Here is an 18,665-nt window from a genome sequence, read left to right as displayed (position 1 = left end):
TCCTTACAGATCGGCCGGGCTCGCCAGGTGGCCGAGCACCGCGGTAGCCGCGGCGACCGGTGGGGAGACCAGGTGGGTGCGTCCACCCTTGCCCTGACGTCCCTCGAAGTTGCGGTTGGAGGTGGACGCCGACCGCTCCCCCGGGGAGAGCTGGTCGGGGTTCATGCCCAGGCACATGGAGCAGCCGGCGGTGCGCCATTCGGCGCCGGCGTCGAGGAAGACCTTGTCCAGCCCCTCCTCCTCGGCCTGCTTCTTCACCTGGGTCGACGACGGGACGACCATCATCCGCAGACCCTCGGCGATATGGCGTCCGCGCAGCACCTCGGCGGCGGCGCGCATGTCCTCGATGCGGGAGTTGGTGCAGGAGCCGAAGAAGACGGTGTCGATGCGGATATCGCGCAGCGGGGTCCCCTCCTCCAGTCCCATGTACTTTATGGCGCCTTCGGCGGCGATGCGCTCGGTCTCTTCGGTGATGTCCTCGAGATACGGCACCCGTCCGGACAGCGGCAGACCCTGGCCGGGGTTGGTTCCCCAGGTGACGAAGGGGGTCAGTGCGGAACCGTCGATCTCGACGACGGTGTCGAAGACCGCGCCCTCGTCGGTGGCCAGCGAACGCCAGTAGGCCATGGCGTCCTCCCAGTCCTGCCCGGTCGGCGCGAAGCGACGGCCCCTGAGGTAGTCGAAGGTGGTGTCGTCGGGGGCGATCATGCCGGCGCGGGCGCCGGCCTCGATGCTCATGTTGCAGACCGTCAGCCGGCCTTCCATGGACAGCTTCCGGATCGCCTCGCCGCGGTACTCGATGATGTGGCCCTGGGCGCCGCCGGTGCCGATCTTCGCGATGATGGCGAGGATGAGGTCCTTGGCGGTGACGCCGGGCTTCAGCTCCCCGCTGACCTCGATGGACATCGTCTTGAACGGCTTTAGGCGCAGCGTCTGGGTGGCCAGGACGTGCTCGACCTCGCTGGTGCCGATACCCATGCCGATGGAGCCGAAGGCACCGTGGGTGGAGGTGTGCGAGTCACCGCAGACGATGGTCATACCCGGCTGGCTGGCGCCGAGCTGGGGGCCGACGGTGTGGACGATGCCCTGGTCGGCGTCCCCCATCGGGTGCAGTTCGACGCCGAACTCCTCACAGTTCTTCCGGAGCGTCTCGACCTGCAGGCGGGAGACCTTGTCCTCGATCTCCAGCAGGTTGCCGGTGTGGACGCCGAGGGTCGGTACGTTGTGGTCCTCGGTGCCCAGGGTCAGGTCGGGACGCCGCACCGGGCGTCCGGCCTGGCGGAGACCGTCGAAGGCCTGCGGGCTGGTGACCTCGTGGATGAGGTGGAGGTCGATGTAGATCAGGTCGGGTTCGCCGGGCTCGCCCCTGGTGACGACGTGGTCGTCCCACACTTTCTCGGCCAGGGTGCGGGGTGTGTCCGGTCGTGTGGTGCCCCGGTTCTGCTGTGTCACAGCGTTCACGGTTGCTCTCCTCATGGAAAAAGTGCTGCGGTATGAGTTTCACACGGTGGGACGCAGGGACGGTCGATGGCCCGGGTAGTCACTCCGGGACCCCGGCCCTGGTAGTTCCACTGGATGGAATGTACTATATCAGATTATGGGAATTACCTCTGACGTCCCGGTACCCGTCACCAGCGGCATCCAGGTCCTTGACCGTGCACTGCTGATCCTGGGCATCGTCGCACGACGACCGCACAGTCTCTCCGAACTCTGTGAGACCACCGGCCTGCCGCGTGCCACCGCGCACCGTATCGCCGTCGCCCTCGAGAAGCACCGCATGGTGACCCGACTCGACGACGGACAGTGGACCGCCGGTCCCGCTCTCGCCGAGCTGGCACCGAAGTCCTCGGCCCGCCTGGACGAGGCCGCAGAGTACGTGCTCCCGTCGCTGGTCCAGCGTACCGGTGAGTCCTGCCAGCTCTATAAACTCTCCGGTGCCGAGCGCATCTGCGTGGCCACCGCAGAGCCGCCGCTGGGCCTGCGTGATACCGTCCCGGTCGGCGCCCGGATGACGCTGGCCGCCGGGTCCGCGGCGAAGATCCTCGTCGCCTTCTCCCCGAAGAGCTTCCAGGACGAGATCCTCCAGACCGCGTCCTACACCGCCGCCGACCTGGAGCAGATCCGGGTCGCGAGGATCGCAGAGTCCATGGGTGAGCGCGAGCCGGTGCTGGCCAGCGCCTCGGTGCCGGTGCGGGACTCCACCGGCGTCATCGCCGCACTGTCCATCTCCGGACCGATCGACCGGATGGGCCCCTCCCCCGCCGCCCGTCACCGCGAGGCCCTCCATGCCGCGGCAATGGACCTGGAGGAGCACCTGCGGTAGGGATGCTGCGCCGGCGGTGACGCCGGACGGCAGCGCTCCACGCATGCGGAAAGCCCGCACCAGAAACTCTGGTGCGGGCTTTCCCTGTTGGTACTCCGTACGGGATTTGAACCCGTGTTACCGGCGTGAGAGGCCAGCGTCCTAGGCCGCTAGACGAACGGAGCATTGTCGACGAGATCCGGCGTGAGCCGCTCTCTGCAACGCGTTGAACTATACAGAAACGCCGCGCAGATCTCCTAATCAACCGAAGAAATAGGCTCTGACATGCTCAGATACCTCGTCTCAGGCGTTGCCGTAGCCTCACAGTATGTCCATTTCCTTCAGCGACACCACGGGCCTCCGCGCCCGCCGGCTCATCGCCCAGCTGCTGTCGCCGTCAGCGGCCCGACCGCCCCTGGACTCACTGGCGGAGACCGCGACCTGGCTCACCGCCGTGCAGGCCCAGAACGCCGCCGCCGGCCGCGAAGCACTCGCCCTGCGCACCGGCGCAGACTCCCTCTCCCCTGCCGACCTGTCCGCGGCCGGTGTGGTGCGCAGCTGGTCCCAGCGCGGCACGCACCACTATCTGCCCGCCAGGGACGTCCGCTGGATCACCCTGCTGTGCTCGCCACGCGTCCAGCGCGCCTCAGCGAAGCGCCGCGGACTCCTGGGGCTCACCGACGCCGATGTCGACCTGGGCCGCACGGCCCTGCTGGCCGCCCTCGTCGACGGCACCTCCCTGACCCGGACACAGTGCTACGGGGCCCTCCGGGACGCCGGCGTGGACCCCGACGGTGGACGTGGCCCGCACATGCTCCGCCACTTCGGTGGCGAAGGCGACATCATCCAGGGCGTCCCTGCCGGCAGGGAGGAGACTTTCGTCCTCCACGACGCTGCCGTCAGTGATCCTGTCGACCTCACCGGGGAGGATGCCCTGGGAGCACTGGCCACCCGCTACTTCCGCTCACGTGGCCCGGCGACAGTGAAGGACTTCGCCTGGTGGACCGGACTGACCGTCACGGACGCGAAGAAGGGTACGGCGCTGGCCGTGGCCGCCGGGGCCGTGATCGAGGCATCCGCCGCCGACGGTCGCACGATGTATCTGGGCGATTGGCAGGTGGACGTCACCGACGCAGAACTGGCGGACGCCGTCTCCCCGGAACACGCGGACATCCCCCTGCCCGCCTTCGACGAGTACCTCATGGCCTACACGGACCGCTCCGACATCATCACCCCGGATGTCACCGCCGAGGTCGGCCCGACGAAGAACGGACTGGTCCATCCCAGCGTCCTGCGGGCGGGCGTGGTCACTGCCCGGCGGTGAGGATCCTCGCCTGCTCCTCCGCCTTCGCCAGAAGCTCTTCGTTGGTGAGGTAGCGGCGCTCGAAGGACTTCCATGCCTGGACGTGCATGTGCCACTCCCCGGTCTCCGGGTCACGGCGCGGGTGGGCGAACCGCACCCACCGGATCTTCGGCTCCACCTCGCCCGTCTCCGGGTTGATGCGCGTGTAGTGCACCACCGAGCAGTTGTGGATGGTCATTGTGGGGTCTTTGTCGTTCCGGAGGAACTCTTCGTCGCTCCACCGTTCCAGGACCAGCCGCGTGGACCACATGAAGTCGCCGTGGGAGACCACGAGGACGTTCTGGTGCTCACTCTCCCGGTGCAGGGTGCTCAGCAGGTTACGCACCCGGTTCTCGGCGACCTCGGCGATCGACTCACCGGCCGGCGGTGCCCAGTACAGCGGGTCCTTCCGTTTGAGGAGGGCGTTGTGGGAGTACTGCTCCTCGAAGACCGCCCTCGGCAGCGGGGAGATCTCACCCCAGGACCGTTCCCGGACGACACGGTTCTCCTCCCAGGACGCGCCCGGGATGCCGAGGGTCGCCGCCGTCTCCCGTGTCCGGACGAACGGTGAGGTGATGCACCGGTCGAAGGTGTCGATGTTCTCCCGGATCCACTGCCCTGCGGTCTTCGCCTGTGCCACCCCGGCCTCGGTGAGGCGCCAGGACCGGTCAGCGACGAGCATCGTCGCCTCGGTGAAGAGTCGCTGGTCACCGGCCTTGTCGCGTTTCTGGATGACATTGGCCTCACTCTGTCCGTGTCGGACTAGGACCAGATTCCTGGGCATGGTCATGCGCCCCAGAGTAGACCGATCGGACCGGAGGCGTCGCATGCGGAAAGTCCCGTTCCATTCTGTCCGGGGACAGTGTGGAACGGGACTTTCTTCAGTGGTACTCCGTACGGGATTTGAACCCGTGTTACCGGCGTGAGAGGCCAGCGTCCTAGGCCGCTAGACGAACGGAGCATATACAGTTGAAATACCGCGAAAAGAGTATTTCCGCTGGCCTACCAGGACTCGAACCTAGAACGACGGTACCAGAAACCGCTGTGTTGCCAATTACACCATAGGCCAAAAACAAAGCATCCTCGTGAAAGAACGCATGGTACTCCGTACGGGATTTGAACCCGTGTTACCGGCGTGAGAGGCCAGCGTCCTAGGCCGCTAGACGAACGGAGCAGTGAAAAGAAGAATGAATTCCAGCTTTTCAGCTGGCCTACCAGGACTCGAACCTAGAACGACGGTACCAGAAACCGCTGTGTTGCCAATTACACCATAGGCCAATCATTACGACGGTAAAGAAGACTCCGTGAACCGGTGCCCCCTGCCGTGCAACGGGGACTACTGTAACCCGCGCCCCGACAGGGCGCAAACCTGCAGGTAGCCCCCGTCCTCCGGAGCTTCCCCTACTGCTCAGGTGCCACGAACGGGGTGACCGCCCGGGCCGCGCGCAGTCGCGCGAGGGTGGACTCGCGGCCCAGCAGCTCCATGGACTCGAACAGCGGCGGGGAGACCTGCTCGCCGGTCACGGCGACCCGCAGCGCACCGTAGGCCTTGCGGGGCTTGAGCTCCATGGCCTCGATGAGCCGGCCACCGACCTTCGCCTCGATGGTGGCGGTGACGAACTCGTCCTCGCCCAGTGCCTCCAGCTCCTCGATGGCCGCGTCGAGCACCTCGACGGCGTCCTCCTTGAGGTTCTTCTTCGCGGCCTTGGGGTTCAGCTCCAGGTCGGCGTCCGCGGTGATGAGGAAGCGCAGCAGACCGTCGGCGTCACCGAGCATCTTGATGCGGGTCTGGACCAGGTCGGCGGCGAAGGCGAACTTGTCGGCCGGGTAGTCCGCCGGGAAGCCCCGGTACTCCTCCAGGTAGCTGCGCAGGCGCGTCGCAAAGTCCGCCGGCTCCAGGAGGCGGATGTGGTCGGCGTTGATCGCCTCGAGCTTCTTCTGGTCGAAACGGGCCGGGTTCGGCTTCACGTCGGCGACGTCGAAGTTCGCGACCAGGTCGTCGACGCTGAAGATGTCCTGGTCGGCGGACAGGGACCAGCCCAGCAGGGACAGGTAGTTGATCATGCCCTCGGGGATGACGCCGGCGTCCCGGTGGTTGAAGAGGTTGGACTCCGGGTCGCGCTTCGACAGCTTCTTGTTGCCCTCACCCATGACGAACGGCAGGTGGCCGAACTCCGGGGTGAACGAGGCGACACCGATGCGCTCCAGCGCCTCGTAGAGGGCGAGCTGACGCGGGGTGGACGGCAGCAGGTCCTCGCCGCGCAGCACGTGGGTGATCTGCATCAGCGCGTCGTCGACCGGGTTGACCAGGGTGTACAGCGGGGCACCGTTGGAGCGGGCGACGACGAAGTCCGGGACGTTCGCGGCTTCGACGCTGACCTCGCCACGGACGAGATCGTTCCAGGTCCAGGTCTTCTGCGGCATGCGCAGTCGCCAGACCGGCTTGCGTCCCTCAGCCTCGAAGGCTGCGATCTGCTCGTCCGTGAGCTCGCGGTCGTAGTTGTCGTAACCGAGCTTGGGGTCGCGGCCGGCGGCCTTGTGCCGCTCCTCGACCTCTTCGGCGGTGGAGTAGGCCGGGTAGACCTCTCCGGCGTCCTTGAGCTTCTGCAGGACATCGGCGTAGATGTCCATACGCTGTGACTGGCGGTACGGGGCGTGCGGGCCGCCCACCGGGTCCACGCCCTCGTCCCAGCTCATGCCGAGCCAGCTCAGCGAGTCGACGATGGCCTGGTAGGACTCCTCGGAGTCGCGGGCGGCGTCGGTGTCCTCGATGCGGAAGACCAGCTTGCCGCCGGTGTGGCGGGCGTAGGCCCAGTTGAACAGTGCGGTGCGCACCATGCCGACGTGCGGGGTCCCGGTCGGCGACGGGCAGAAACGGACGCGAATGTCACTCATAACCGTCTATTTCACCACATCCACTCCCCCGCGACCTCGCCGGTGTAGCCCACCGCCTCCAGATCACGGAGCCAGGTGTCCAGTGGCAGAATCCCGGTCCCCGGTGCGCCGCGGCCGGGGTCGTCGGCGAGTTGGACATGGGCCGGCAGTCGCCTGCTCCGGCGCAGGTCGTCGAACCAGGCGGTGATCCCCTCGTCCCCGACGGTCCCGGCGAGATGCCAGAAGTCGGCGAGCAGACCTGTTCCCGGGGTGGTGTCGATGATGTCGTGGGCGTCGGTGATGGTCTGCAACGGGTAGTCGGTGGGACCGGGTTCCGGACTGCGGCTGGGTTCGATGAGCACTGTCCCCAGCTGCCGGCCGGTCACGGACTCCGCGACGGCGGTGATCCGTTGGCGCTGCGTGTCGGTGATCTGCCGCCCGTCGCGTCCGACGAGGAGGTTGAACAGTCCTGTGCCGGTCCTGCCCGCGAGGCGGGCGTGCGCGTCCAGGTGGCGTCGGCTCAGCGGTTCCCGGTGAAGGACGCCGCGTTCCCCGACGTGCAGGTCCCCTCCCCAGAAGTTCAGGGCGACGAGGGTGAGTTTCCGCCGCGTCAGCTCCTCGACGAGGTCGTCGACCTGGGTGCCGGTGGGCTCGGGTGTGGTCCAGAGCCACCACAGTTCGATGCGGTCGATACCGAGGGCCGTTGCCCGGTCGAAGTCCGGGTCGCCGGGCGGTCGGCCGACGGAGCAGTTGATCGCGGTGCAGTAGGCGTCCGGGGCGGGTGTCATTCCGCCCAGTCTGGCACTGCCGTGCCGGAATTTCCGTTAGTCTCTGAAACTGAATCTGCTTTCAGCCACTCTGTCCCCCACCGAGGAGCATTTCCATGTACACCACCACCGTCCACGGTGCCCACGACGTCCGCTTCGACGACCTCACCCCGGTCTCCCCGGGCACCGGCGAGGTCCGCATCCGGCCAGCGTTCAACGGCATCTGCGGCTCCGACATTCACCTCATCGAGAATCCGGAGACCTCCGGCTACGTCCTGCGCCACGACGCCGACGGCAACCTCGCCATGCCCGTCGGCCACGAGTTCTCCGGCACCGTCGAGGAACTCGGCGAGGGGGTCACCGGCGTTTCCGTCGGCGACCGGGTGGCGGTCTTCCCCTTCGCCTACTGCGGGGAGTGCGAGGCCTGCACCCGTGGCATGGAGGAGTGCTGTGAGCGGCCCACGGACCTGCCCGGTGGCCTGAGCAGCTCGGTCACCGTCCCGCAGCGCTGTGTCTTCCCGCTGCCGGAATCCGTGGACCTGCACCTGGGCGCCCTGGTGGAACCGATGGCGGTGGCCTGGCACGCGGTCCGCCTCGCCGAGGTCACCCCGGAGGACGCCGTGGTGATCGCCGGCGCCGGACCGATCGGTCTGGGACTGTTCTTCGCGCTGCGGGCGCAGGGAGTGGAGAAGGTCGTCATCTCCGAACCCTCGACCGAGCGCCGGGAGGTCGCCGAGGCCCTCGGCGCACAGGTGGTGGACGCCACCGCGTCCGGCTTCTCGGCGCAGGTGCGGGCCCTGGTCGGCCCGGGGCGTCCGACCGTCGGCTTCGACGCCGCCGGGTCCGCCCCCGCCTTCAGCGCTGTCCTGCGACTGCTGGGCCTGCGCGGCCGGATGGTGGTCGTGGCGATCCACACCCGGGAGTTCGCCTTCAACCCGACCATGGCCCTGCTCGCCCGCGAACGCTCGATCCTGCACACCTACGCCTACTCCATGGCTGACTTCCGCGAGGTCATCGACGCGATGGCCCAGGGCCACTACCCCACCGACGGGTGGGTGGAGGTCCGCCCGGCCAGCGAGCTTCTGGACGCAGTGGAGGACCTCACCGCAGGGGAAGGCTCCAAGATCCTGCTGGAGATCTGAGAACGCTGCGTCTTACCCGGCGGCGACCGCCGGAAGCACGGTCACCGAACCGTCCCGTCGACGGGCGATGTCGATCGCGACGTCCGGGGTGCCGTCCCGGTGCTCGACCTGCTTCCCGAGACTGTGGATCCGGTGGGCCTGTTTCATCAGCGTGTCGACCTCGGCACCGGTGAACACCGGAGACCGGAAGCCACTCTGTCGTTTGATCTGCAGAGACGACAGGCGGAGGAGGACGTCGTTGATCCCGGACTCCAGCTCGTCGATACGCTCCTGGTCCGTCTTCAGTTCCCGCGAGAACCTCTCGAAGCCATTCCCCTCCGACGCCTGGGCGTGCTCAACGGCCTGCAGGACGATCACCCGCCGCTTCAGTGCGATCGCCAGAGTCGCGATCTCCAGGTGGGTGCGGAACTGACCGCCCTTCCCTGCGACGCCGGAGAACGCCTTCAATGCGGACAGCTCCACGCCCTTGTCCTCCGGAAGCCTCCGGAGTGCGTCACGCCACTTACCGAGCCGGTCCTCGGTTCTGCTGAGTTCCTTGTCGATGGTGTGGACGGCGGAATCCAGTCCCAGGGAATGACCGACCTCTCCGCGGTCCAGGAGAATGGCCGCAGCTTTCTTCACCGCTCCGGCGGAGCCCTTGAGGTCGCTCCGCTCATCATCGAGTTTCTCCTGTTTCAGTTCCTCCAGGAGCGTGGTGATCTTCTCCAGTGCCTGGCGCTGCTGCGCCTCTGCGTTCGCCGCAGCACCTGCGGCCACGGCCATGAGGACCAGCGGCCCTGCGACGGTGAGTGCCGCCCCTGCTGCGGCACCCTTCGTCGCCGTCTTCACCGGGACGAACGTCGCGTGAGCGGTGATCCCTTTGGCACCGACGAGTGCACTGCGGATGCCTCCCTCCACACCTTTCACCGTCATCGGCTTCACGACTCCCGTGCCGAACTGGGCCGCGACCTTCGCCGGGACGACCATCCGGTAGATGTTCTCCCCGGACGATGTCGCCGTAGCCACCGTCGACGAGTTCTTCGCCGAATCCCTGATGAGCTTGGACAGGTGCGTAGCGAGCGGGCTCACCGCGTTGAGCGAGATTCCGGAGCTCTGGGGCACCGTCTCCGGCATCGGGCGGATCTCGAGGGTCGTGACAGGGTGGTCCGCCATCACCGCCAGCACGGTCCTCAGTTCCGTGAGCTTCTCCGCGGTCAACGGCCCCTCAGCCAGCACGTCAGGGACGTGGGTCTCCTCCGTCGCCAGTGTGAGCACCGGAACAACCGTGCCCTGATCCTTCGTCATGTTCTCTCCCTCGGTAGGACGCGGTTCCTCCACCACGTCGTCATGCATTACCCCATCGTAGAGTGACCGCACGACAGCATCCGGCACATACTGCCCAGTGTTCGAGAGCCGACGTACGATCGACCCCATGAACTCCCCGAACCCCTCCCGCGTCGCCGTGGTCACCGGAGCCGGCGGTGGCCTGGGCCGCGCCTTCTCCACCGCCCTCGCCCGTGACGGCTGGACGGTCGCCGCCCTGGGTCGCACGCTGTCCTCGCTGAGTGAGACGGTCACCGCCTGCGCCGCGGCCAGTGCCGCCGACAACAGCCCGCAGCCGCACTCCGCAGTGGTCTGCGACGTCACCGACGAGACCTCGGTCGTCGATGCGGTCCGCACCGTCACCGACCGCTACGGCCGCCTCGACGTGCTGGTCAACAATGCCGGCACTCCGGGCCCCACCGGACGGATCGACGGGGTGGATGCGGAGGCTTTCGAGCACACCCTGCGCACCAACACCCTCGGCACCTTCCTGTGCACCCGGGAGGCCTTCGCCTGGATGGCGTCCCACGGCGGTGGCCGGATCATCAACAACGGCTCCATCGCCGCCCATGCCCCACGGGCCGGGGTGGCCGCCTACGCCGCATCGAAAGCCGCCGTGGCGTCCCTCACGGTCTCCACCGCGCTCGACGGCCGTGACCTCGGCATCACCGCGACCGAACTGGACATCGGCAATGCCCGCACGGAGCTGCTGTCGACGTTCAGCTCCACCGAGCCGATGTTCGACGCCGCCGAGGCAGCCCGGCTGCTCGTCACCGTCGCAGACCTGCCGGCGGATATCAGCGTGGACGCGGTGACCGTCACCGCGGCAGGTATGCCCTATCTGGGGCGGGGATAACGTCGACGTGATTTCTGTCACCCGTTGCCGCTGGGTACGGTTATCTGCGTGACCTACCTCGACCGCCCCGCGACCGCCCCGGACTTCCTGTTGTCGCGCTCCTCCGGGAGCCTGCGCACGCGCGGAACCAGGGCGAACTGGCCGGATCCGTTCGAGGCCGCGACTGCACTGCGCAACGGGGACGCCGGGCTCATCGTCGGCGCGGTCCCCTTCGACACCGCCAACCGGGCGGCACTGACCGTCCCGGAGGTCATCACCGAATCCGAGGGGCCGCTGGAGCCGCCGGCGCACTACCGCGGTCTGGACGCCGGACAGAAGGCCGAGGTCCTCTCGGTGACCCCGCTGACCACCAGCGAGGAGCACCAGACCACGGCGGCGGCGGCGATCGCCACGATCCAGAACTCCACCCTGGAGAAGGTGGTGCTGGCCCGCGCGGTCGACGTCGAGTTCGCCGAGGAGGTCGACCCGCTGCTCATCGCGGCCCGGATGATTGATCTCTCCGCCCGCCGGGACGGCTTCGCCGTGGACCTGGGCGCGACCGGACGCCATGACGACAAGGGCACCATGCTCGTGGGCTCCTCCCCCGAACTGCTGATCCGACGCCGCGGCACCACCGTGGAGGCGCTGCCTCTGGCGGGCTCGGCGGCGCGACTGCGTGACCGGGACGCCGATGTGACGGTCGGCCGGATGCTGCAGGACTCGGTCAAGGACCTCTCAGAGCATCGCTGGGTCACCGACCACTATGAGCGGGTCCTGTCCCAGGTCTGCACGGAGCTGTCGGTCCCGGACCGCCCGGAGCTGATCCAGACCAACGAGATGTGGCACCTGGGCACACGGATCCAGGGCACGGTGCCGGAGGACGGCCCCTCCGCCCTGGATCTGGCTCTCATGCTGCACCCCACCCCGGCGGTCGGCGGGTACCCCACCCATGAGGCCCTCGGGATCATCGACGAGGTCGAGGAGCCGCGGGACTTCTACGCCGGTTTCGTCGGCTGGTGCCGGGCCGACGGAGACGGCGAGTACATGGTCTCCATCCGCTGTGCCGAGGTCGCCGGGGCGGGTGCCCGGGCATGGGCCGGTGGCGGGATCGTGGCGAATTCCTCGGCGGCGGCAGAGACTGCGGAGACCACCGCGAAACTGCAGACCGCACTGCGCGCACTCAATGTGCCGGCCGCGCTGCGCGCGGTGTAGGCGTCCCCGGAGAACCGGGATTTCCGTACTGAACTCATAGCTTCCTGGAAATTTCCCTGGGTTAGTTTCACCCCATGATTCACCCCCGGAAACCTCTGCATCCAGTCGTAAGACTTGACCACTGGTTATGTAATCGACGTTCCGGATCAGCAGCCAGAAGCATGGTCGGAAGGCGTCACAGACGCCGGGCCGGTCGACGATCGGTCGACCATCAGACACCTGCTGACAAGGACACATCCATGAAGCTCCGTAAGAGCATCCTCGCCGTCGCCACCGCCTCCACCGTCGCCTTCGGTGGCGCCGCCGTCGCCTCCGCCCAGGACGCGGACGGTTCCCTCCCCGCCCTCTCCTCGGAGAGCACCGGCAACTCGGAGCTCCTCTCCAGCCTGGCCGGCGAGGACAGCCCCCTCGGTTCCTTCGCAAGCAACGACGACCCGTTCAAGACCATCAGCAACATCTCCGCGGTCATCGGCATCATCACCGCCGTCTACGGCCTCAGCAACGCGCTGAACATCCAGCTGCCGAAGTTCCCCTGATACTTCCGCCAACGCAGTAGCGACGACGGACGCCCCGACCTCCCGGTGGAGGTCGGGGCGTCCTTCTGTGCGCCGGAACTTCTAGTAGCGCTCGATCGGGTTGACCAGGTGGCCGAGGCCGGGGATCTCGACGTCGATCGAGTCACCGGGGACCATCTCGGCGGTACCGGCCGGGGAACCGGTGCAGATGACGTCGCCGGGCAGCAGGGTGAACGCGGAGGACACCCACTCGACGATCTCCGGGATGGACTTGATCATCTGGTCGGAGTTCGAATCCTGCTTGGTCTCGGTGGCACCGTCGTGGGTGAGGTGCGCCTTGATCGGCAGGTTGTCGAGCTCGGCGAAATCCAGGTCGGTCTCGATCCACGGGCCCAGCGGGCAGAAGGAGTCCAGGCCCTTGGCGCGTGCCCACTGGCCGTCAGCGAACTGCAGGTCACGGGAGGAGACGTCGTTGACGATGGTGAAGCCGAGGACGACAGACTTCCAGTCGTCGCGCTTGACGTCCTTGCAGGGCTTGCCGATGACGATGGCGAGCTCACCCTCGAACTCGACGCGGGTGGCCCACTCCGGGATGCGGATCGGTGCCTGCGGGCCGACGACGGCTGTCGGGGGCTTGATGAAGATCGTCGGGGGCAGGTGCTCCGCGGACTTCTTGAAGACCTCCTTGACGTGGTCGGCGTAGTTACGGCCGACGGCGACAACCTTGGACGGGAGGATGGGGGCGAGCAGCCGGACATCCTCGAACGGCCAGCTGCGGCCGGTGAACTCGGGCTCGCCGAAGGGGTGACCCGCGATCTCGCGGCAGGTCGCACCTGTGCCGTCCGGCTGGCCCCCTTCCACGACTGCGAAGGCCATGCCTTCGGGGTGTGCAATTCGGGAGATACGCATGTAATGACACACTACAGAGGGTGTCCTGACTGTCACCCACCGACCGCCCCTGATACGGCATTAATGGACACACAAATGCCCATAACATGGGAACTTCAGGTGATGAACATCACACCTGCGTGGAGCGCAGTGTGGTGAACTTCCGCGCCCCCTCCCCGCCTGCCGTCAGCGCGAGGTAGAGCTCGGCGCACGCCAGCGCATCGGTGACCGCCCGGTGGTTGCCGTAGTACGGCAGTCCGTACCGCTGCCGCACCCGGGGCAGGCGCAGGTCCTCACCGCGGGGGTAGGTGCCCATCCGCTCCATGTGGCGTCGTTCCAGGTCCAGGGTGTCCACCACAGGGACCTCGAACCGCAGACCGAGTTCCCGGCGGCACACCGCGTCGAGGAAGCCGGTCTCCATCACCGCGAAATGGGCCAGCAGCGCCCGCCCCCGGATCGCCTCGAGCAGTTCTCCGAGCGCCTCACCGGCCGGAATCCCGGTTGCCACCGTGTCATCGGTGAGCCCGTGAAGGGTCGCCGACTCCCCCACACCGGCGTCATGGTCGACCGTGTCGCGCAGGATGACCTCCCGCGCACCCGACAGGTCGATCACCCGGCCGTCGAGCGGCACCCACCCGATCGACAGCAGCCGGTCCCTCTTCGGGTCCAGCCCGGTGGTCTCCACGTCGACGGCGAGCAGCGGCACCGACCCCACCGGGGTGTCCGGCGCCGGTGAGGACAGGTCGACGCGGCGTCGGCGCCGCAGGAACCCCATCACGTACTCCGCACCGGATAGGCGGTGGTCAGGGCGGACTGGATCGACTTGATGATCCCGAAGGCATCCCGCAGGTTCTCCCGCTCGAGCCGACCGAGGAGATCAGGGCTCACGGCGTAGTCGGTGGTCTCCCCGGTGCGCAACTGCCGCGCCTGATGACGCAGTGACAGACCCTTGAGCACCCCGAAGGCATCGGTGAGGTCCCGTGCCCCCTTCGCGGAGACGACGCCGGCCTGTGCCGCCGCGGCGAGACGTTGGCCGGTCTCCACCACCGGTGACCCGGCGACGAGGGCGTAGAGCCGCGCGATCTGGACGATGGCGGCGATCCCTCCCTTCTTCACGTCGAGGGTGTTGGCGTAGTCGCCGCCCCGGCGCACCACCAGGCCACGGAAGACCCCCAGCGGCGGTTCCCGACGCACCGCCAGGGCCGCAAGCTGGGCATGCAGACGTCCCGATCCCTTGGCCGAGGCGACCGCTGAGCGGTGCACCTGCTCGACCAGGTCACGGGAGCCGTGGACGACACGCATGTCGAAGAAGGTCTGGGCGTAGAGCAGCGCATCCGGGTCCGGGGCCGTGACCCAGGTATGGAACATGTCCGCCCACTGCCCCACCGTCATCCGCCATGCCGGGTTCGAGGCCATCATGTCGCCGGGGCAGTACACCTGACCGGCCGCGGCCAGCCCGTCGCACACCCGGGCCGACAGCGCAGCGAAGTACCCGCCGTGGGCGTCCTCGTCGTAGTCGTCGGAGAGCACCAGGCAGTTGTCCTGGTCGGAGGCGAAACCGACGGCCCGGCGTCCCTGCGACCCCACGACGGCGAAGCCGTAGGGCACCGGCGGCGGGCCGAGCTCCTCCTCGGCGAGCGTGAGGAGCCGGCGGGCCAGGGAATCCAGCCCGACGGTGAGCAGTTCGCAGACCTCCTCCGGCGAAGCGCCGCGCTCGATGAACCCCGCAGCCATCGTCGCGGCATCGTCGACGATGCGTTTCATCTGGTCGTCGGTTGTCGCCTTGGCGAGATCGGCGGTGAGGTAGATCGGGTCATTGCGCATGGTGCGCATGACGTCGGACGCGGCGAGGATGCCGACCAGCACGCCGCCCTGCGACGCATCGGTGACCGGCAGGTGGTGGATGTGCAGGTCACTCATCCGCAGCATCGCCTCGAAGACGGTGACCTCCGGCTCGACGGACACCGGGTCGGGGGTCATGATCTGACGGACCGGCACGCCGGCGTCCACCCCGACGGCGAGGACGCGGCTACGCAGGTCGCGGTCGGTGATGATGCCCACGAGGCGGCGTCCGCCCGCTGTGCTGTCCACGACCGGCAGGCAGGAGACCCGCTGCTCCCCCATCAGCGCGGCAGCCTCGGCGACGGTGACGTCGGCCTCGACCGTGACCAGGTCCCGGCGGTGGTGATCCAGGTCGGAGATGGTGCGGCGCAGGACATCGGTGCCGGTGCGTTGACGGAGTCGGTCGGCGTCCGCCCGGATGCGCACCGAGAGCCCCGCGTAGTAGCGGGCGACATCGGGATTGCGCTCGACGAGTTCGAGCAGGTCCGCGCCGGGCAGGGTGAGCAGTAGACTGTCCTCCACGGCGACCATCGTGTAGCGCGACGGGCCGTGGGTCCCGGAATGCCCACCGCCGAGCATCGCCGAGTAACCGAAGGAGTCGCCGGTGCCGCGGCGGTCGAGCAGGACCCCGGAATCGTCGGTGACATCCACCGCTCCGGAGCGGACGATGAACAGGTGGTCGTTGTGATGGCCTGAGGTGATGACCGGATCGCCACGCCGGACGTAGGTCATCGTCATCTTCGCCGGCAGCGCGTCGAGGTCAGCCTCCGGCAGGTGGGCGAAGGGTTCCTGTTCTGCGAGGAAGCGGCGGATTTCGTCGAGTTCCACACTCATGAGCTCACAGTACGTTGCCGGTGGAACATGTACCCCCGCACCGGGGGTATAGGCAACAAGTTGCACATCACGGTGTGACGACAGTTACAGTACTGCACATGGCGTTGGACCACGCGATCATGATCTCCCTGGCGGAACGACCCGGCACCGGCTACGAGCTGAGCCGGCAGTTCTCGACGTCTCTGGGCCACTTCTGGCCGGCGACCCGTCAGCAGATCTACCGCACCCTGTCCCGCCTGCATGACGGTGGCCTGGTGACCTGCGAGGACGTCCCCCAGCAGGGACGTCCGGACAAGAAGATCTACACCCTCTCCCCCACCGGGGAGGACGCCCTGGCGTCCTGGATCGCCGAACCCTCCGCCGTCCCCACCCTGCGGGACAGCCTGGGTGTGAAACTGCGCGGCGCCGAACACGGCGACCTCGCCGACGTCCTGACCGACGTCCGGCACCACCGCACCGTCCACGCCGAACGACTGTCCCTGTACCGCGGCTACGCGGTCACCCAGTTCCCTGAGGCCACATCCGACCCCACGGCCCTGACCGGCCGACGACTGCACCAGTACCTCGTCCTGCGCGGCGGCATCCGCATGGAGGAAGGATTCGTCGCCTGGTGCGACGAGGTACTCGAGACCCTTGAGAAGAGTTGAGATGACTGACACCACCGCCCCCTTCCCGAACCTGTTCCGTCCGCTGGACATCGGCGGCATCACCCTTCCCAACCGCTCGGTCATGGGGTCGATGCACACCGGCATGGAGGAGCGCATCTGGCACGCCGACGAGCTCGGCGAGTTCTACGCCGAGCGCGCCCGCGGCGGGGTGGGCCTCATCATCACCGGTGGCATCACCCCGACCCGCTCCGGTGACCTCATGCCGCTGGGCGGACGCATGGCGACCCCGCTGTCTGTCCTGCACCACCGCCGGATCACCGGGAAGGTCCACGAGGCCGGCGGACTGATCGCCATGCAGATCCTCCACGCCGGACGCTACGGTGTGACCCCGTTCAAGGCCGCGCCGGGTTCCGAACCCTCGCCGATCCACCCCTTCAAGCACATCCGGATGACCGACCGCATGATCCGGTACACCATCCGCTCCTACGGCAGGGCGGCGCGACTGGCACGCAAGGCCGGGTACGACGCCGTGGAGATCATGGGCGGCGAGGGCTACCTCATCAACCAGTTCCTGGCGCCCCACACCAACGACCGCACCGACCGTTGGGGCGGATCGACCACCAACCGGCAGCGCTTCCTCATCGAGGTCATCGACGAGATCCGACGCCAGGTGCCCCGCGACTTCCCGGTCATCCTGCGTCAGTCCGTCGCCGATTTCGTCAAGGACGGGCAGACTTTCGATGAGATCGCCCTGCTCGCCCAGCGTGCCGAGCGCCACGGAGTGGACGCCATCAACACCGACATCGGCTGGCATGAGGCGAAAGTGCCGACCATCGTCACCTCGGTGCCGCGTGGCGCGTTCGTGAAGTTCACCGAGCGTCTGCGCGACGTGGTGGAGATCCCGCTCATCGCCTCGAACCGGATCAACACCCCGGAGGTCGCCGAGGATATTCTCACCCACCGCCGGGTGGACGCCGTCTCGATGGCCCGACCCTTCCTCGCCGATCCGGCGTTCATGAACAAGGCGTCGCAGGGCAGGTCCGGGGAGATCAACACCTGCATCGGCTGCAACCAGGCCTGCCTGGACCACGCCTTCGTCGGCAAGAAGGTCACCTGCCTGGTGAACCCCCGGGCCGGCCGGGAGACGACGCTGGTGCTCTCCCCCACCCGCTCGGCGAAGAAGGTCGCGGTCATCGGTGCGGGCCCGGCGGGACTGTCGGCGGCGGTGTCTGCCGCGGAGAAGGGCCACAAGGTGACCCTGTTCGAATCCCGTGACCATGTCGGCGGCCAGTTCGCCATCGCCGCCCGGATCCCCGGCAAGGAAGAGTTCCACGACTCCATCCGGTACTTCCGGACACAGCTTGAGGTCCGCGGCGTGGATGTCCGACTGAACACCCGGGCGTCGGTGTCTGATCTGGTCGACGGCGGTTTCGACCAGGTCATCCTGGCCACCGGTGTGACGCCCCGTATCCCGGAGATCGACGGTGTGGACCATCCCTCGGTGATGACCTACGCCCAGGCGGTCCTCGGTGAACGCGAGATCGGCCACCGCGTCGCCGTCCTCGGTGCCGGCGGTATCGGCTTCGACGTCTCCGAGTTCCTCACCACCCCGGGTGGTGTGGATTCCCCGTCACTGAACCTCAAGGAGTGGGAGCAGGAGTGGGGTGTGACCGAGGATCTGGAGACTCCCGGCTTCCTCACGAAGCCCCGCCCGGAGGCTCCGCTGCGTGAGGTGTACATGGTGCAGCGCAAGGCGTCCCGCCAGGGTAAGTCGCTGGGCAAGACCACCGGGTGGGTCCACAAGGCCGCGGTGAAAGGGAAGAAGGTCGAGCAGATCAGTGGCGCGACCTACGAGAAGATCGATGACGCCGGCCTGCACCTCGCCTTCTACGAGGAGAAGAAGGACAAGAAGGGCCGGGTCATCTCGAAGGAGCTGAAGGAGCGCCGTGTCATCGAGGTCGACAACATCGTGCTGTGCACGGGTCAGGAGTCGGTGAAGGAGCTCGCCGAGCCGCTGAAGGCCGCCGGCATTGACGTCACGATCGTCGGTGGTGCTGATCTGGCCGCGGAGCTGGACGCCAAGCGCGCCATCCGGCAGGGCACGGAGGCTGCGGCGAAGATCGCGTAGCTGTACCCCGGTCGTCCCTGTTGTCTCAACAGCAGGGACGCCGGGTCTTTCTGTGTGGGGATGTGTGGAGGCGC

General features: G+C 67.6%; 16 protein-coding genes and 5 tRNA genes. 8 read left to right on the top strand and 13 right to left on the bottom strand.

What is annotated here, in order from left to right:
• Positions 1–3: 3 nt before the first annotated feature.
• On the bottom strand, positions 4–1,461 hold the full coding sequence (leuC, locus tag CVA01_RS09060; RefSeq protein WP_373862671.1) for a 3-isopropylmalate dehydratase large subunit: 1,458 nt from the start codon (positions 1,459–1,461) through the stop codon (positions 4–6).
• Positions 1,462–1,597: 136 nt separating this feature from the next.
• Here leuC and CVA01_RS09055 point away from each other — a divergent pair, with 136 nt between their 5' ends.
• Positions 1,598–2,323: an IclR family transcriptional regulator gene (locus CVA01_RS09055; protein WP_141330193.1), complete on the top strand. Its 726-nt coding sequence runs from the start codon at positions 1,598–1,600 to the stop codon at positions 2,321–2,323.
• Between the two features lie 88 nt (positions 2,324–2,411).
• On the opposite strand, the gene CVA01_RS09050 is transcribed toward CVA01_RS09055, so the two are convergent.
• Positions 2,412–2,487 (bottom strand) — tRNA-Glu (locus CVA01_RS09050).
• Positions 2,488–2,630: 143 nt separating this feature from the next.
• Between CVA01_RS09050 and CVA01_RS09045 the strand changes: the two genes are divergently transcribed.
• Positions 2,631–3,626, top strand: a complete 996-nt coding sequence (locus CVA01_RS09045) for a winged helix DNA-binding domain-containing protein (protein ID WP_141330191.1) — start codon at positions 2,631–2,633, stop codon at positions 3,624–3,626.
• On the opposite strand, the gene CVA01_RS09040 is transcribed toward CVA01_RS09045, so the two are convergent.
• The 7 genes from CVA01_RS09040 to CVA01_RS09010 all read right to left on the bottom strand — a co-directional run bounded on the left by CVA01_RS09040 (position 3,610) and on the right by CVA01_RS09010 (position 7,306).
• The gene (locus CVA01_RS09040; RefSeq protein WP_073884503.1) at positions 3,610–4,434 is read right to left on the bottom strand and encodes a histidine phosphatase family protein; all 825 of its coding nucleotides are present in this window, start codon (positions 4,432–4,434) and stop codon (positions 3,610–3,612) included. The two genes, CVA01_RS09045 and CVA01_RS09040, sit on opposite strands and share 17 nt — an antisense overlap.
• Positions 4,435–4,529: 95 nt before the next feature.
• Positions 4,530–4,605: transfer RNA gene (locus CVA01_RS09035), tRNA-Glu, on the bottom strand.
• Between the two features lie 36 nt (positions 4,606–4,641).
• Positions 4,642–4,713, bottom strand: a tRNA-Gln gene (locus CVA01_RS09030).
• Between the two features lie 29 nt (positions 4,714–4,742).
• Positions 4,743–4,818: transfer RNA gene (locus CVA01_RS09025), tRNA-Glu, on the bottom strand.
• A gap of 32 nt (positions 4,819–4,850) precedes the next feature.
• Positions 4,851–4,922: transfer RNA gene (locus tag CVA01_RS09020), tRNA-Gln, on the bottom strand.
• A 123-nt stretch (positions 4,923–5,045) separates the two neighbouring features.
• Positions 5,046–6,539, bottom strand: a complete 1,494-nt coding sequence (gene gltX, locus CVA01_RS09015; RefSeq protein ID WP_141330189.1) for a glutamate--tRNA ligase — start codon at positions 6,537–6,539, stop codon at positions 5,046–5,048.
• A gap of 11 nt (positions 6,540–6,550) precedes the next feature.
• Complete coding sequence (locus CVA01_RS09010; RefSeq protein WP_141330187.1) at positions 6,551–7,306, bottom strand: TIM barrel protein; 756 nt, start codon at positions 7,304–7,306, stop codon at positions 6,551–6,553.
• A 95-nt stretch (positions 7,307–7,401) separates the two neighbouring features.
• On the opposite strand from CVA01_RS09010, the gene CVA01_RS09005 reads away from it, so the two are divergent.
• The gene (locus CVA01_RS09005; RefSeq protein WP_141330185.1) at positions 7,402–8,427 is read left to right on the top strand and encodes an alcohol dehydrogenase catalytic domain-containing protein; all 1,026 of its coding nucleotides are present in this window, start codon (positions 7,402–7,404) and stop codon (positions 8,425–8,427) included.
• Between the two features lie 12 nt (positions 8,428–8,439).
• Here CVA01_RS09005 and CVA01_RS09000 read toward each other — a convergent pair whose 3' ends face one another.
• Positions 8,440–9,759 (bottom strand): hypothetical protein, encoded by a 1,320-nt coding sequence (locus CVA01_RS09000; protein WP_307723362.1) that lies wholly within the window; start codon positions 9,757–9,759, stop codon positions 8,440–8,442.
• A 79-nt stretch (positions 9,760–9,838) separates the two neighbouring features.
• On the opposite strand from CVA01_RS09000, the gene CVA01_RS08995 reads away from it, so the two are divergent.
• The 3 genes from CVA01_RS08995 to CVA01_RS08985 all read left to right on the top strand — a co-directional run bounded on the left by CVA01_RS08995 (position 9,839) and on the right by CVA01_RS08985 (position 12,312).
• On the top strand, positions 9,839–10,585 hold the full coding sequence (locus CVA01_RS08995; RefSeq protein ID WP_073884535.1) for an SDR family oxidoreductase: 747 nt from the start codon (positions 9,839–9,841) through the stop codon (positions 10,583–10,585).
• Positions 10,586–10,633: 48 nt separating this feature from the next.
• Positions 10,634–11,776 (top strand): isochorismate synthase, encoded by a 1,143-nt coding sequence (locus CVA01_RS08990; protein ID WP_141330183.1) that lies wholly within the window; start codon positions 10,634–10,636, stop codon positions 11,774–11,776.
• Between the two features lie 239 nt (positions 11,777–12,015).
• Positions 12,016–12,312, top strand: coding sequence for a hypothetical protein (locus tag CVA01_RS08985; RefSeq protein WP_141330181.1), 297 nt, complete (start codon positions 12,016–12,018; stop codon positions 12,310–12,312).
• Between the two features lie 81 nt (positions 12,313–12,393).
• Here the strand turns inward: CVA01_RS08985 and CVA01_RS08980 are convergent, their stop codons facing one another.
• From CVA01_RS08980 to CVA01_RS08970, 3 genes are all read right to left on the bottom strand, one after another.
• The gene (locus CVA01_RS08980; protein ID WP_141330179.1) at positions 12,394–13,200 is read right to left on the bottom strand and encodes a fumarylacetoacetate hydrolase family protein; all 807 of its coding nucleotides are present in this window, start codon (positions 13,198–13,200) and stop codon (positions 12,394–12,396) included.
• Between the two features lie 109 nt (positions 13,201–13,309).
• Positions 13,310–13,954 (bottom strand): exonuclease domain-containing protein, encoded by a 645-nt coding sequence (locus tag CVA01_RS08975; RefSeq protein WP_141330177.1) that lies wholly within the window; start codon positions 13,952–13,954, stop codon positions 13,310–13,312.
• Positions 13,954–15,855: a DUF294 nucleotidyltransferase-like domain-containing protein gene (locus CVA01_RS08970; protein WP_141330175.1), complete on the bottom strand. Its 1,902-nt coding sequence runs from the start codon at positions 15,853–15,855 to the stop codon at positions 13,954–13,956. Before CVA01_RS08970 ends, CVA01_RS08975 begins: the two co-directional genes overlap by 1 nt.
• A gap of 98 nt (positions 15,856–15,953) precedes the next feature.
• Here CVA01_RS08970 and CVA01_RS08965 point away from each other — a divergent pair, with 98 nt between their 5' ends.
• Entirely contained in the window at positions 15,954–16,502 is a 549-nt protein-coding gene (locus CVA01_RS08965; protein WP_041630064.1) for a PadR family transcriptional regulator, read from the top strand.
• Between the two features lies 1 nt (position 16,503).
• Positions 16,504–18,591: an NADPH-dependent 2,4-dienoyl-CoA reductase gene (locus tag CVA01_RS08960; protein WP_141330173.1), complete on the top strand. Its 2,088-nt coding sequence runs from the start codon at positions 16,504–16,506 to the stop codon at positions 18,589–18,591.
• Positions 18,592–18,665: the final 74 nt, after the last annotated feature.

The organism is Corynebacterium variabile (genome assembly GCF_006539825.1).
In the GTDB taxonomy this organism is placed as follows: domain Bacteria; phylum Actinomycetota; class Actinomycetes; order Mycobacteriales; family Mycobacteriaceae; genus Corynebacterium; species Corynebacterium variabile.
Note: the sequence above shows the minus strand (reverse complement) of the source record. Positions and strands in the feature narration are given on the sequence as shown.